The organism is Pseudomonas sp. FBCC-B545, from assembly GCF_059134095.1.
In genome coordinates, this window is record NZ_CP101441.1 from 3,749,990 (window position 1) to 3,762,812 (window position 12,823).

General features: G+C 63.2%; 11 protein-coding genes. 6 read left to right on the forward strand and 5 right to left on the reverse strand.

Features of this window, described 5'->3' with window-relative positions; translation table 11 throughout:
- Window positions 1–21: 21 nt before the first annotated feature.
- Window positions 22–1,113 carry a fatty acid desaturase family protein gene (locus NMB39_RS17255; RefSeq protein WP_494340373.1) on the reverse strand — a complete coding sequence of 364 codons (1,092 nt, stop codon included), beginning with the start codon at window positions 1,111–1,113 and terminating at the stop codon, window positions 22–24.
- Window positions 1,114–1,276: 163 nt separating this feature from the next.
- On the opposite strand from NMB39_RS17255, the gene NMB39_RS17260 reads away from it, so the two are divergent.
- Complete coding sequence (locus NMB39_RS17260) at window positions 1,277–2,326, forward strand: LacI family DNA-binding transcriptional regulator (RefSeq protein WP_057022666.1); 1,050 nt, start codon at window positions 1,277–1,279, stop codon at window positions 2,324–2,326.
- 759 nt (window positions 2,327–3,085) lie between these two features.
- Here NMB39_RS17260 and NMB39_RS17265 read toward each other — a convergent pair.
- Entirely contained in the window at window positions 3,086–5,047 is a 1,962-nt protein-coding gene (locus NMB39_RS17265; RefSeq protein WP_494340372.1) for a sigma-54 interaction domain-containing protein, read from the reverse strand.
- A gap of 184 nt (window positions 5,048–5,231) precedes the next feature.
- On the opposite strand from NMB39_RS17265, the gene NMB39_RS17270 reads away from it, so the two are divergent.
- The 3 genes from NMB39_RS17270 to NMB39_RS17280 are packed head-to-tail and all read left to right on the forward strand — an operon-like array spanning window position 5,232 to window position 7,973.
- A complete protein-coding gene (locus NMB39_RS17270) occupies window positions 5,232–6,251 on the forward strand; it encodes a Gfo/Idh/MocA family oxidoreductase (protein ID WP_046072171.1) in 1,020 nt (339 codons plus the stop codon).
- Window positions 6,248–7,027: a TIM barrel protein gene (locus tag NMB39_RS17275; RefSeq protein WP_494340371.1), complete on the forward strand. Its 780-nt coding sequence runs from the start codon at window positions 6,248–6,250 to the stop codon at window positions 7,025–7,027. Before NMB39_RS17270 ends, NMB39_RS17275 begins: the two co-directional genes overlap by 4 nt.
- A gap of 19 nt (window positions 7,028–7,046) precedes the next feature.
- Window positions 7,047–7,973: a sugar ABC transporter substrate-binding protein gene (locus NMB39_RS17280; RefSeq protein WP_057022669.1), complete on the forward strand. Its 927-nt coding sequence runs from the start codon at window positions 7,047–7,049 to the stop codon at window positions 7,971–7,973.
- Between the two features lie 61 nt (window positions 7,974–8,034).
- Here the strand turns inward: NMB39_RS17280 and yghU are convergent, their stop codons facing one another.
- Together yghU and NMB39_RS17290 are read right to left on the reverse strand one after the other, a co-directional pair.
- Complete coding sequence (yghU, locus tag NMB39_RS17285) at window positions 8,035–8,865, reverse strand: glutathione-dependent disulfide-bond oxidoreductase (protein WP_046072168.1); 831 nt, start codon at window positions 8,863–8,865, stop codon at window positions 8,035–8,037.
- Between the two features lie 42 nt (window positions 8,866–8,907).
- The gene (locus tag NMB39_RS17290; RefSeq protein WP_046072167.1) at window positions 8,908–10,134 is read right to left on the reverse strand and encodes an MFS transporter; all 1,227 of its coding nucleotides are present in this window, start codon (window positions 10,132–10,134) and stop codon (window positions 8,908–8,910) included.
- A gap of 65 nt (window positions 10,135–10,199) precedes the next feature.
- Between NMB39_RS17290 and NMB39_RS17295 the strand changes: the two genes are divergently transcribed.
- Together NMB39_RS17295 and NMB39_RS17300 are read left to right on the forward strand one after the other, a co-directional pair.
- Window positions 10,200–11,186 carry an AraC family transcriptional regulator gene (locus tag NMB39_RS17295; RefSeq protein ID WP_057022702.1) on the forward strand — a complete coding sequence of 329 codons (987 nt, stop codon included), beginning with the start codon at window positions 10,200–10,202 and terminating at the stop codon, window positions 11,184–11,186.
- An 85-nt stretch (window positions 11,187–11,271) separates the two neighbouring features.
- Window positions 11,272–11,868 carry a glutathione S-transferase family protein gene (locus tag NMB39_RS17300; protein WP_198720740.1) on the forward strand — a complete coding sequence of 199 codons (597 nt, stop codon included), beginning with the start codon at window positions 11,272–11,274 and terminating at the stop codon, window positions 11,866–11,868.
- A 135-nt stretch (window positions 11,869–12,003) separates the two neighbouring features.
- Here the strand turns inward: NMB39_RS17300 and NMB39_RS17305 are convergent, their stop codons facing one another.
- Window positions 12,004–12,771: an SDR family NAD(P)-dependent oxidoreductase gene (locus NMB39_RS17305; RefSeq protein WP_057022673.1), complete on the reverse strand. Its 768-nt coding sequence runs from the start codon at window positions 12,769–12,771 to the stop codon at window positions 12,004–12,006.
- Between the last annotated feature and the right edge of the window lie 52 nt (window positions 12,772–12,823).

A 12,823-nucleotide genomic window follows, 5' to 3' on the forward strand; every position in this document is an offset into this window, starting at 1 on the left:
CTCTTGTTCGGGGGATGAGGATCAGCCAGCAGAGACTTCTGCGTGCAGAGCGGCAGTGGCGGATTGCGCTTTTGGGCGAATCGGGCGCTGGACGAAATAGCTCGGGTCGCTGCGCTGTTTGCGGATCGTCGCGATGATTTCCCTGTAGGCCTCGAACAGATTGGCGTACGGCGGCGGGCAGTCGCTGCGGATTTCTTCGTGCAGTTGTTCGAGTGCGTGGTAAGGCACCATCGGGTACATGTGGTGTTCGAGGTGGTAGTTCATGTTCATGTAGATAAAGCGCAGCACCCGGTTCATGTAGATGGTGCGGCAGTTGCTGCGGTGGTCGAGCACATCCTCGGCCAGGCCCACATGCTGGCTGAGGCCGAACAGATAGCCGAGCCAGGCGCCATAAAGACTGGGCAGGCCCACCAGCATCAGCGGTAGCCAGCTGTGCAGGTACAACGCGGTGCCGATGATCAACGCATAAACCCCAATCCATATACGTGCGGCACGGAACACCTTGGGCCACTCGGTTTCGGGGATGAAGTCCTGCTCCTGGGCACTCATCCGGCCCACCGCATGGCGAGCCACGCCGCTGAAGGTCTTCCAGGCCAGGGGCAGGTTGAACAGGCTGAGGGCCATCATCCACAGGCTCGGCGGGCGCGGCTCGACGATCTCCGGGTCGCGGCCGACGACAATGGTGTCGGTGTGATGACGGGCATGGCTCCAGCGCCAGACGGGGGGTTCGAACAGGCACATGAAGCACGCGACCTGGTACAGCCCGTCGTTCATCCAGCGGGTCTTGAACGCGGTGCCGTGGCCGGTTTCATGCCAGCGCGGGTTGGACGCGGTGCCATAGAGCACACCATAGGCCAGGAAGAACGGTACGCAGGCCCAGGAGCCCCAGAACCAATAACCACCAAAGCCTGTGACCAACAGCGTCGAGACCCAGATAGCGGTGTCGAGCAAGGCCGGGCCGTCGCGGCGCTGCATCAGTTCTTTCATACGTTTGCGCGAGATAGGCGACTGGTACCAGCTGGCCGAGACCAGACCCTTTTCGGCGGCGCGGGCCGCTTCAGGGCCAGTGAGGCTGTAGTCGCGCCGGGCGCGGTAAGCGGTGTGTTCAGGCATTGTTATTGTTCTCCGCAAGCGTGGGGTTTCAGGTGCTTTGCGGAACCAACCATAGAGCGCAGCCAAATCGCCCTCAAGGCCTTGAATCCATTCCCTATCAAGCTATCATCCAGCCCCAGCGGGGCTTGATAGTTTTCTATCAAGACGCTCAAGGGGCCTGCCAATGCACAACCATAAACGCCCAACCATCGCCACCGTCGCCGCCCATGCGGGGCTCAGCGTGGCCACCGTCGACCGGGTATTGAACGCCCGCGCCCCGGTCAACCCGGGCACGGCCGAACAAGTGTTCCAGGCCGCCGAAGCCGTGGGCTACTTCGCCGCGCGACTGATCGGCCAGCGCATTCGCGAACGCCGGCCCACCTACCGTTTCGGCGTGCTGTTGCTGGGCACCGCCCAGGCCTTCTATGCCAACCTCGCCCAGTCCATCAGCGATGCCGCGCAGCATCACGCCACCGCCAACCTGAGCTGCCAGTTCGACTACATCAACGACCGTTCACCGAATGCCATCGTGGCGCAGATCGAGCAGTTGGCGGTGCAGTGCGACGCCCTGGCGGTGGTCAGCTTCGCCCATCCGCTGATCAACGCCTGCCTGGCGCAGATTCGTGACGCCGGCGTACCAGTGGTTGCGCTGCTGTCGGATATCCATGAACAGGCCGTCGAACCCTATGTGGGCCAGGACAACCACGTGGTCGGGCGCACCATGGGTTGGCTGCTGGCACACACCTGCGGTGCACGCAAAGGCAGCGTTGGCATTTTGCTCGGCGGCCATCGTTTTCTCGGGCACCAGGCACGGGTCAAAGGCTTGCACAGCTACCTCGCCGAACACGCGCCGGGTCTCAAGCCGTTGGAGCCGCTGATCAACCTGGACAACTGCGACATCACCGAGGAAGCCACCCTCGACCTGCTCGCCCGCCACACCGACCTGCGCGGCCTGTGCGTCGTGGGCGGCGGTGGTGATGGCGTGATCAACGCCCTGGCGCAACTGCCCAAGCGCCCGGCGCTGTGTTGCATTCTGCAGGAGTCGACCGAGCTGTCGCGCCAGGCGTTGAGCCGCGGCTTGATCGATGTGGTGATGGACTCGCAGCCACGGCAGACGGCGGCGGCGTTGGTGCAACTGCTGGTGCAGTTGCTGAATGACGAAGGCTTCGATCCGGTGCGGCATCGGGTGCATATACCACCGCAGATAGTGACCCCGGAAAATATGGGCACCTGAGACACAAAAAACACAATGAGGGAGGGGCGGTGCGACGATTCAACTTGAGCCCCGTCAAAAACTCAGAGGCTGACCCAGCGCTATCGGGGCATGGGTATCTACACAACGCTCTAGCAATCAGCGGTAACCACGATGCGCAGCGAGCCGCTCTTGATCTTGATCTGCTTTTGATCTCAGGCGCCCCGTTAAACCACGCTGGCCGGAATTCGACAGGGATTTGGGGGGTAAACCGGCAGGGATGCCGGTTTAGCCGCCCCGAGCCATGGATGGCGCGTGGCGGCGGCCCCCCAAATCCATGGCGGATTACGGGCACACCGAGCCTGAGCGAGGTGCCGAGTGGTGGGGCGAGGACCTTTTGCTTACTTTTGGCTGGGCCGGCATTCCGGTCCTTCCAAAAGTGAGCCGCTGTAAGAGCGGAACCCTAAGTGGCCGTTACCGCAGTAATGGATATGTACTCGGTCTGATCCAAGATCCTGGTCGTCTGTCAGGCCGCCATCGGGGGCAAGCCCTCTCCCACATTTGGATCGCGGGGCATCCGTTGGTTAGCGGTCGGCTGTCAGGCCGCCATCGGGAGCAAGCCCCCTCCCACATTTGGATCGCGGTGCATCCGTTAGTTAGCGGTCGGCTGTCAGGCCGCCATCGGGGGCAAGCCCCCTCCCACATTTGGATCGCGGGGGCATCCCTTAGTTAGCGGTCGGCTGTCAGGTCGCCATCGGGAGCAAGCCCCCTCCCACATTTAATCTGCACACGGGCAATCCTTCACCGGCCGCGAAAATCCCCTGCATTCAAGCCAAACCGACTCATCTTGTTGTACAGCCCGCCCCGCGACACGTTGAGTTGCTGGGCCGCCAGGCGAATATTGCCGCCCGTGTTTTTCAGCGCAGCGACGATAGCGTGCAGTTCATGGCTGCTCAGATCCTGCGCGGGCTGAGGTTGGTAAAGGCGCAGCGTCGCCCGTTGCTGGGTTTCCAGCGGCAAATCAGCCGGCTGGATCAGCTCACCCATCGCCAGGTTGGTCGCCCGTTCAATGGCGTTTTCCAGTTCACGCACATTGCCCGGCCAGCCATGGGCCGACAGCAGCGCCAACGCCTCCGGCGAGAAACCCTGCACTGGCTTACGCAACGAACGCGCACAGCGCTGCAGGAAATGCCGTGCCAACAGCGGGATATCCTCGCGGCGCATTCGCAACGGCGGCACGGTGAGGTTCAACACATTGAGGCGGTAGTAAAGATCCTCACGAAACGCGCCTTCGGCCACTGCCTGGCTCAAGTTGCGATGGGTGGCGGCGATGATGCGCACGTCCACTGGCCGCGAATTTTTCGCGCCCACGCGGGTCACTTCCCCCTCCTGCAACACCCGCAACAGGCTGACCTGGGCATCGAAGGACATGTCGCCAATTTCATCCAGGAAGATGGTGCCGCCATCGGCCAATTCAAACTTGCCCGCCGACCCACCTCGCGCCGAGCCGGTGAACGCGCCTTCGACATGCCCAAACAGTTCGCTCTGCACCAGGTCCCGGGGGATGGCGCCGCAGTTGACCGCCACGAACGGGCCGTTGCAACGCTCGCTGGCGTTATGAATGGCCTGGGCAAACAGCTCCTTGCCGGTGCCGCTTTCGCCGAGGATCAAGGTGGTGGCGTCGCCGCGACTGGCAATGCGCCCCAGGTGCAGCGCGTCCTGGATCGCCCGCGAGGTGCCCTGGATGGTGTCGAAGGTATAGCGCGCCTGGGTGCCGATAAGGCGCCGGGTGATTTCGCGGATGCGGCGGTTTTCGCGCACCGACACGATCACCCCGCCCTGCTCCAGCGGGCATACCGAGACCAGGCAGGCGAGCTGGCTGCGGTCATGCAGCTCAAAGGTGCAATCGAGGTCACGCACTGGCTCACCCAGCGCGTCGCTCAACTCACTGCGACCCAGGCGCTGAAACGGACTGCCGATCAGCTCCAGCCCCACCCCGAACAATTGCCGCGCATAACGGTTGAGTGCCTTGATGCAGCCGCGCTCATCCAGCACCACCAAGCCTTCGTTCAGCACTTCGAGCACCGCTTGCTGTTCCTCCAGCAACACCTGCAGCGCCATCTGCCGCGACACCGCTTCGGCTGCCGCCTGGACGGTGCCCAGGGTATGGAAATGAAACCAGCCGGGCTCGGCAGTCAGCGTGAGCATGGCCAATGTCAGGCCCTGGGCATCCTTGATCGGCGCAGCGGCGCAGTGCATGCGGCGCTGGCGCAGAGCGCCGGCGAAGTTCTCCTCGGCCAACACGTACATCAGGCGATCTTCGGCCAGCGCCAGCCCGGTGCAGTTGGTGCCCTGTACCGATTCCAGCAGGCGACTGCCCACGGGAGTGATGTCCAGCCCGCAGAAATACAGGGTGGTGCCCTCCGCATCGGTAAGGTTGATATGGCCGCGCGGGTTATAGGCCAGCAAGCCGTGCATGACTTGCGCGGCGGCCGCGATCAGTACGCGGTGATTGGCCAGGGTTGCCGCCAGCGCTTGGGCGGCAACGAAACGGTAGTGGCTGTCATCGGGATCGATCCCCGCCTCGATACTGCGCCTCCACGAATCCCAGATGACCTGACGCACCTCGGCCGGGCGTTCGACCTGGCCGGACAGACACGCTCGCCAGCCCTGCTCCAGCGTAGCGACGGGGCCGTCATTCAGCGCAGCAGGCCCCAGGGCCGTGAGGTAATCGAGGTCTTGCACGCTGAAAGCCAGGGTCATCGAGGTATCCATGTTCACATTTTTGACATGTCAGTATAGGCATGTCATCCAAATGAACACATTTTGTTTAGTCATTTTGATAAACCATTACCAATCAGTGAGTTATGAATTGGCATAACCCTTGCTCCTATCCCCTATGCCAGCCAGGACTGTCCTGCGGCCAACAATAAAAAGGGGTCACTTCATGAGTACACAGAATATCCGCCTGGGCTTGATCGGTGCCGGTCGCATGGGCAGCTTCCACGGCCTTACGGCGGCGCGCCACATCCCCGGTGCCTGCCTTGCCGCCATCGCCGACCCCACCCCAGGCCAGGCCGCACGCCTGGCAGCAGAGCTGGGGGTGGACAAGGTCTACACCGACCCGCAACAGCTGTTGGACGACCCGGAGATCGACGGCGTACTCATTGCCGCCCCCGCCCGCAGCCACGCCGAACTGGTGATCAGCGCCGCCCGCGCCGGCAAAGGTATCTTTTGCGAAAAACCCATGGCGATCACCCTGGATGAAGCCGATCGCGCCATCGCCGCTGCCGCAGACGCCCGCGTGCCGTTGCAGGTCGGTTTCAATCGGCGTTTCGCCAAGAGCTTCCGTACCGCCCACCTCGATGTCGCCGCCGGCCGCATCGGCACGCCGCAGTTACTGCGCTCGTTGACCCGCGACCCGGCGCTGAACAACCCAGCCGCTTCACCACAATGGGTGATCTTCCTGGAGACCCTGATCCACGACTTCGACACGCTGCGCTACCTCAACCCCGGCGCCGAAGCGGTGCAGGTATATGTAATGGCCGACGCGCTGATCGCCCCAGCGTACAAAAGCCAAGGCTTGCTCGACACCGCCGTGGTCACGATCCGCTTCGACAACGGCGCCATCGCCACCGCCGAGGCCAACTTCCAGGCGGTGTATGGCTACGATGTGCGCGGTGAAGTGTTCGGCAGCCAAGGCATGCTGAGCATGGGCAGCCTCAATGACTGCGACCTGGTGCGCTACCTGGCCGAGGGCATCCAGGCCGACACCCAACGAATGGACACTGACCTGCTGCGCGACGCCTACATTGCCGAACTCAACCACTTTGTCGACTGCCTGCGCAGCGGCGCCAAGCCCCTGGCCAGCGGTGAGGATGCGCGCGCGGCCCTGGCGATTGCGCGCGCTTGCATCGAGTCGTACGAAACCGGCAAGTCTGTGGCCGTGCAAGGGGCGCGGCCATGATGCCGTTCAAATTAGCCGTCAGCGCCGAGATGGTGTTCCTCGACCTGCCCTTCATCGAACGGGTCAAACGTATCCACGCCCTGGGGTTCAGCGCCGAAATCTGGAGCTGGACCGACAAGGACATCGACGCCCTGGCCGCGACCGGCGCGGACTTCACCTCGATGACCGGCTACATCAGCGGCACCCTCACCGACCCCGAAGGCAGCCGCCAACTGCTCGACAGCGCCCGCGAATCTTTGGGCATCGCCGAGCGCCTCAATTGCCCCAGCCTCAACCTGCACGGCACAGGCCTGGGCGACGGCGGCCTGCCGATACAGCCGGTCAGCCAGACCTCGGGGCGCATGTGGCTGAGCGCCTGCAAGACCCTGGAAAAAATCGCACGCCTGGGGGAAGACGCCGGCCGTGTGTTCCTGCTGGAAAACCTCAACACCGCCGTCGATCACCCCTGCACGCCCTTCGCCCGCGCCGCCGAGACCCTGGCGCTGATCGAAGCCGTGGGCAGCCCGCACCTGAAGATGAACCTGGACCTTTACCACGCGCAGATCGGCGAAGGAAACCTGATCGAATTGATCCAGCGCGCCGGCAGCGCCATTGGTGAAATCCAGGTGGCCGACGTGCCCGGGCGCAAGGAGCCCGGCACTGGCGAAATCCACTACCCGGCGATTGCCCGTGCGCTGTACGCCATGGGCTACACCGGCGTGGTAGGCCTGGAGGGCTGGGCCAGCGGCACCAGCGAATTGGCCCTGGAGCGCTTCCGCCAGGCATTCACCCTATAACAATAAAAGGAACACCCTCATGCATCGTTATTCATTGCTAGTGGCCGCGCTGCTGTTGCTGTTCAGCCAATGGACTTTCGCCGCGTACCGCATTGGCGTGAGCATTGCCCGGGTCGACGATAACTTCATGACCTATGTACGTAGCGGCCTGGAGGCCGCGGCGAAACAGCAGGACGTGCAGATCCAGTTCGAAGACGCCCAGGGCGATGTCGTGCGCCAGCTCAACCAGGTCGAAGGTTTTCTCAACCAGAAAGTCGATGCGGTGATCGTGCTGCCGGTCGACACGGCTGCCACTGCCAACATCACCCGCGCCGCCGTGGCAGCCAAGACTCCGCTGGTGTACGTCAACCGTCACCCGGATGAACGCACGTTGCCCAAGGGCGTAGTCACGGTGGCGTCCAACGACATCGAGGCCGGGCAACTGCAGATGCGCTACCTCGCGGAAAAACTCGGCGGCCAGGGCAACGTGGCGATCATCATGGGTGACCTCGCGCAGAACGCCACCCATGACCGCACCGAAGGCGCCAGGCAGGTGCTCAAGGACTTTCCCGGTATCAAGATCGTCGAGCAGCAAAGCGCCGAGTGGCAACGCAACAAAGGCATGGACCTGACCAGCAACTGGCTGCTGGCAGGCACGCAGTTCGATGCCATTGTCGCCAACAACGATGAAATGGCAATCGGTGCGGCCATGGCTTTGCAGCAAGCGGGCAAGGCCAAAGGCGAGATTGCGATCGTCGGCATCGACGGCCTGCCCGATGGCCTGGCCGCGATCAAGCGCGGGCTGCTTGCTGCCTCAGTGTTCCAGGACCCCAAGGCCCAGGCGACCCAGGCGGTGCAAGCGGCGATCAAGATGATCAAGGGCGAACCGATTGAAGCCGAAGTGTGGGTGCCGTTTGAACTGATCAAGCCCGAACAGGTGGCGGTATTCGAACAGCGCTACAAGTAAACCGAGGCAAAGGAGATCCAAATGTGGGAGGGGGCTTGCCCCCTCCCACACTGGCTCTGAATCAGTCCAGGTCACTCGCGTCATGCCGTTCGGGCAACTGCTCCTCACCCGACACCCTGTTCACCCGCCGTCCGCGCTGCACCGCCGGCCGGGCGTCAATTGCGTCGGCCCAGCGCAGCACGTGTTTGTATTCATGCACCGAGAGAAACTCCGCCGAGTCGCCGTACAAGCGGCCCTTGACCAGCCCGCCGTACCAGGGCCAGATGGCGATATCGGCAATGGTGTACTCATCGCCGGCAATGTACTCGCTCACCGCCAGGCGCTTGTCCAGCACGTCCAGCTGACGCTTGGCTTCCATGGCAAAGCGGTTGATCGGGTACTCCATCTTGCTCGGCGCATAGGCATAGAAATGCCCGAAGCCACCCCCCAGGTAAGGCGCGCTGCCCATCTGCCAGAACAACCATGACAGGCATTCAGCCCGGGCCGCAGGCTCGCTGGGCAAGAATGCGCCGAATTTCTCGGCCAGGTACTGCAGGATCGCGCCGGACTCGAACACCCGAATCGGCGTTGCACCGCTGCGGTCCATCAGGGCCGGAATCTTCGAATTCGGGTTCACCGCCACGAAGCCACTGCCGAACTGGTCGCCATCACCGATCTTGATCAGCCAGGCATCGTATTCGGCGCCGGTGTGCCCGAGGGCCAGCAACTCTTCAAGCAGGATCGTGACCTTCTGCCCGTTGGGCGTGGCCAGGGAATACAGCTGCAGCGGATGCTTGCCGATCGGCAGCTCTTTATCGTGGGTAGCACCGGCGATGGGCCGGTTGATACTGGCGAAGGTGCCGCCGCTCTCGGTGTCCCAGGTCCAGACCTTTGGGGGTAGATAGTCAGCCATGCCACTGCTCCTCAGGGATTGTGATCAACGAAGCGTTCCAGACTAAACCAAAGACGGGTGGTGCGTCACACCGGCATCCCGGTCTTGTCGAGGCACCTGTACGCGCAGGGCGATAAGCAAGGCCGCGAGCAACATCAACACGCCCGCACCCACAAATACCCCACCAATGCCGCTGACGCTGAACATCAACCCGCCACCGGCAGCCCCTGCGGCAATCGCCGACTGCACCGAAGCGACCACCATGCCGCCGGCACTTTCGGCCTGGTCCGGCACGGCACGGGCGACCCAATTGGACCATGCCACCGGTACGCCGCCGAACGCCATGCCCCACAGCGCCAGGAGCAACGCCTGGCCCGGCAGTGACACCGGCAGCCAGACCAGGGCCAGTGCCGCAATGCCCACCAGCACCGGCATCAGTACCAACGTCCCACGCGGGTGGCGCACCAGCAGCCAACCGGCGAGCAAGGTGCCGACGAAATTCGCCACGCCGAAGCCCAGCAGCATCAGGGCCAGCCCTTGGGTATCGACGCCGGTGGTGCTTTCCAGGAACGGGCGAATATAGGTGAACAATGCGAAATGCGCGGTGTGTACCAGTACGCAGCCGAACATACCCATGGCGATGCCCGGACGCAGCAACACCTCCAGCACGGTACGCAGGCGCGCGGTACCATTGGGCACCAGGCGCGGCAGGGTGAACGCCTGGAACGCCAGGGTCACCGCACCCACGGCAGCCGCCGCGATAAACGCACTGCGCCAGCCATACAGGCCACCCAAGTAGCTGCCCAGCGGCACGGCGACCACGGTGCCCGCCGCAATCCCGCTGAAGATGATCGACAGCGCCCGTGGCAGGGAAGCCGCCGGCACCAGACGCATGGCCACCGCCGCCGCCATGCTCCAGAAGCCGCCCAGGGCGATGCCCAGCAGGATGCGCATCAACAACAGCACGGTCAGGCTGGAAGACAGCGCCACCAGCAGGTTGGAGGCGATCATCAGCGTGGAGAACCCCAGCAGCACCACGCGCCGGTCGATGCTTCGGGTCAGGCCGGGCACCAGCAAGCCGGCAAACAACGCCACCACCGCCGTCACCGTCACGGCTTGCCCGGCTAACGCTTCCGAAACACCCAGGTCCAAGGCCATGGGGGTCAACAAACTGGCCGGCAGGTATTCCGCCGTCAGCAAACCGAACACCCCCATTGCCAAAGAAAATACCGCCAGCCAGGCCGGCTCCGTCACCACCCCGGCAGGGGCTTGGGCTGCATATTCACTCATCACAGGTCATCCTCAGATCATTAGCAAGGCGGCCAGTCTAGGTTTGCCAGGCAGGATGATCTATGATGCAAACCCTTGAGTTTTTGACCGAAACCCCGACCATGACTGCCGCGGATGCTTTTACCCTGTCTTCCGACCTGATCAATGAACTGTTGCGCGGTATGCGCCTGCGCGGTGTGCAGTACCGGCGCATCCAGGCCGGGCCGACCTTCGGCATGGGCTTTGGCGCCAAGCCCGGCCATGCCTATTTCCACTTTCTCGCGGCCGGCCACGTGACCTTGCGCGGCGAGGATGGCGACCTTTTCGAACTGTCGGCGGGCAATGCGGTGTTCATCGCCCATGGCGGCGCGCATGCACTGTTATCCGACGCAAGCACCGATGTGCAAGACATCGGCGATTTCGACAGCGCCCCGCTGGGAGACGCCGTCTGCGCCGTGGATGCGTCACCCGAGACCGCCCCCAGCACTCTGCTGTTCAGTGCCTGCATGGAGTTCGAACTCGGCAGCATCCAGGGGCTTGGCAACCTGATGCCAACGCTGATGCTGATCGATGCCGGGGGCCAGCGTTACCCCGGCCTGATGCCGATCCTGGCGGTGATGGAACGGGAAGTCTCCACGGCCCGCATCGGCTTTGCCGGCATCCTCGCGCGCCTGGCCGATGTGGTGGCGGCGATGATCGTACGCGGCTGGGTCGAATGTGCCTGCGGCAACGCCTCGGGCCTGGTGGCGGCGCTACGCGACCCACGCCTGGCCCGCGCCCTCCTCGCCCTGCACCAGCAGCCGGGCCGCGACTGGAGCGTGGCGGAACTGGCCGCGCAGTGCCATACCTCGCGCTCGGTATTTGCCGATCGCTTCCAGGCCATCCTCGGCATACCGCCGTTGCGCTACGCCACGGAACTGCGCATGCGCCTGGCCAGCCAGTGGCTGACGCTGGAGCGCATGCCCATCGAAACCGTCGCGCAACGCCTCGGCTACACCTCCCAGGCGGCGTTCAGCCGTGCCTTCAAGCGCATCACCGGGCAACCGCCCGGGGCGGCCCGCAGTTCAATGTAGCGACTGCCCCTTCAAGCATTGCGCACCTTGATCATGAAGCCTTAATCTCGTCAGCCAATCACACCGCGAAAGCAATGGAGGCTGCATGAAACTGGTCGGAATGCTGGACTCGCCCTACGTACGCCGCGTGGCGATTTCCCTGGACTTGTATGGGGTGGAGTTTGTGCATGAGCCGCTGTCGGTGTTCAGCACCTTCGCGGAGTTTTCCCAGGTCAACCCGGTGGTCAAGGCGCCCACCCTGGTGCTGGATGACGGGACAATGCTGATGGATTCGAGCCTGATCCTCGACTACCTCGAAACCTTGGCGCCAGCTGACAAGAAGCTGCTGCCCCAACAACCGGCGGCACGCGCCCACGACCTGCACCTGCTCGGGTTGGCCCTCGCGGCCTGTGAAAAGAGCGTGCAGATCGTCTATGAACACAAACTGCGCCCAGCCGAAAAGCTGCATGCGCCGTGGATCGAGCGGGTCAGCGGGCAATTGCTGGCGGCTTATGCGTTGCTGGACAAGCAACTGGACAACGGCGAAGCGCTGACCCAGGCATCAATTACGGCGGCGGTCGCCTGGTCGTTCAGCCAGTTCACTGTGGCCTCGGTGGTGAAGGCCGATGCGTTCCCCAACCTCAAGCGCCATGCTGAACGCCTGGAACAGCACCCGGCGTTCAAGCGTTATCCCATCGCATAAACACCACTGTTCAAATGTGGGAGGGGGCTTGCTCCCGATGGCGGCGGGTCAGCTGATGCATCTGTAGCTGATCCACCGCGATCGGGAGCAAGCCCCCTCCCACACTCGACCTTCGTCGTTTTGGTAATCGCGTTTCTACACCCAACCGCCGTCAACGATGAAGTTCTGCGCCGAGCACATTGCCGAGGCGTCCGAGGCCAAAAACAACGCCATATTGGCGATGTGTTCCGGCATCACACTGCCGGGCAGGCACTGGCTGCGGGCGATGAGTTCCCTGGCCGCATCGTCAACCCACATGGCCAGTTGCTTTTCCGTCATCACCCAGCCCGGCACCAGCGTATTGACGCGGATATGGCTGGGCCCCAGTTCCCGCGCCAGGCCGCGGGTCATGCCGTGGGCCGCGGCCTTGCTGGCGGCATACACCGGGTAGCCGGCCGAGGCCATCATCCAGCCGACCGATCCCAGGTTGATGATCGAGCCACCACCGGCCTCTTTCATCATCGGCACCACCGCCTTGGCGGCGAAGAAGGCGTGCTTGAGGTTGACCGCAATCAGCTGGTCGAACATTTGCGAGTCGATTTCTTCCAGGCTGTGGCGCACGTCATTGGCCGCATTATTCACCAGCACCGTGATCGGCCCCAGCGACTGCTCGAAGCGCCCGATGGCGGCGCGGTAGCCAATTTCGTCGGTGATGTCGCAGCACTCGAACTCCACGGTAAGCCCTTGGGAATTCAACAGCGCGGCCAAGCGTTCGCCCTGGCTTTGCGCACGGTCCACGAAACCCACCTTGGCGCCTTGCGCGGCGAAGGCGCGCACCATGAACTCGCCAATCCCCGAGGCACCGCCGGAAATCAGCACGGTTTTGTCCTTGAGGTCGGGATAAATCGCTTGCTGGGTAGTCATATCAGTGATCGCTCTGCTTAATTAGTCTTATTTTATTTTGCAAATACGCCGT

Bases quoted from the DNA above. Each gene is read 5' to 3' on its own strand.
- NMB39_RS17255 (WP_494340373.1), bottom strand. From the start codon at position 1,113: ATGCCTGAACACACCGCTTACCGCGCCCGGCGCGACTACAGCCTCACT.
- NMB39_RS17260 (WP_057022666.1), top strand. From the start codon at position 1,277: ATGCACAACCATAAACGCCCAACCATCGCCACCGTCGCCGCCCATGCG.
- NMB39_RS17265 (WP_494340372.1), bottom strand. From the start codon at position 5,047: ATGACCCTGGCTTTCAGCGTGCAAGACCTCGATTACCTCACGGCCCTG.
- NMB39_RS17270 (WP_046072171.1), top strand. From the start codon at position 5,232: ATGAGTACACAGAATATCCGCCTGGGCTTGATCGGTGCCGGTCGCATG.
- NMB39_RS17275 (WP_494340371.1), top strand. From the start codon at position 6,248: ATGATGCCGTTCAAATTAGCCGTCAGCGCCGAGATGGTGTTCCTCGAC.
- NMB39_RS17280 (WP_057022669.1), top strand. From the start codon at position 7,047: ATGCATCGTTATTCATTGCTAGTGGCCGCGCTGCTGTTGCTGTTCAGC.
- yghU (WP_046072168.1), bottom strand. From the start codon at position 8,865: ATGGCTGACTATCTACCCCCAAAGGTCTGGACCTGGGACACCGAGAGC.
- NMB39_RS17290 (WP_046072167.1), bottom strand. From the start codon at position 10,134: ATGAGTGAATATGCAGCCCAAGCCCCTGCCGGGGTGGTGACGGAGCCG.
- NMB39_RS17295 (WP_057022702.1), top strand. From the start codon at position 10,200: ATGCAAACCCTTGAGTTTTTGACCGAAACCCCGACCATGACTGCCGCG.
- NMB39_RS17300 (WP_198720740.1), top strand. From the start codon at position 11,272: ATGAAACTGGTCGGAATGCTGGACTCGCCCTACGTACGCCGCGTGGCG.
- NMB39_RS17305 (WP_057022673.1), bottom strand. From the start codon at position 12,771: ATGACTACCCAGCAAGCGATTTATCCCGACCTCAAGGACAAAACCGTG.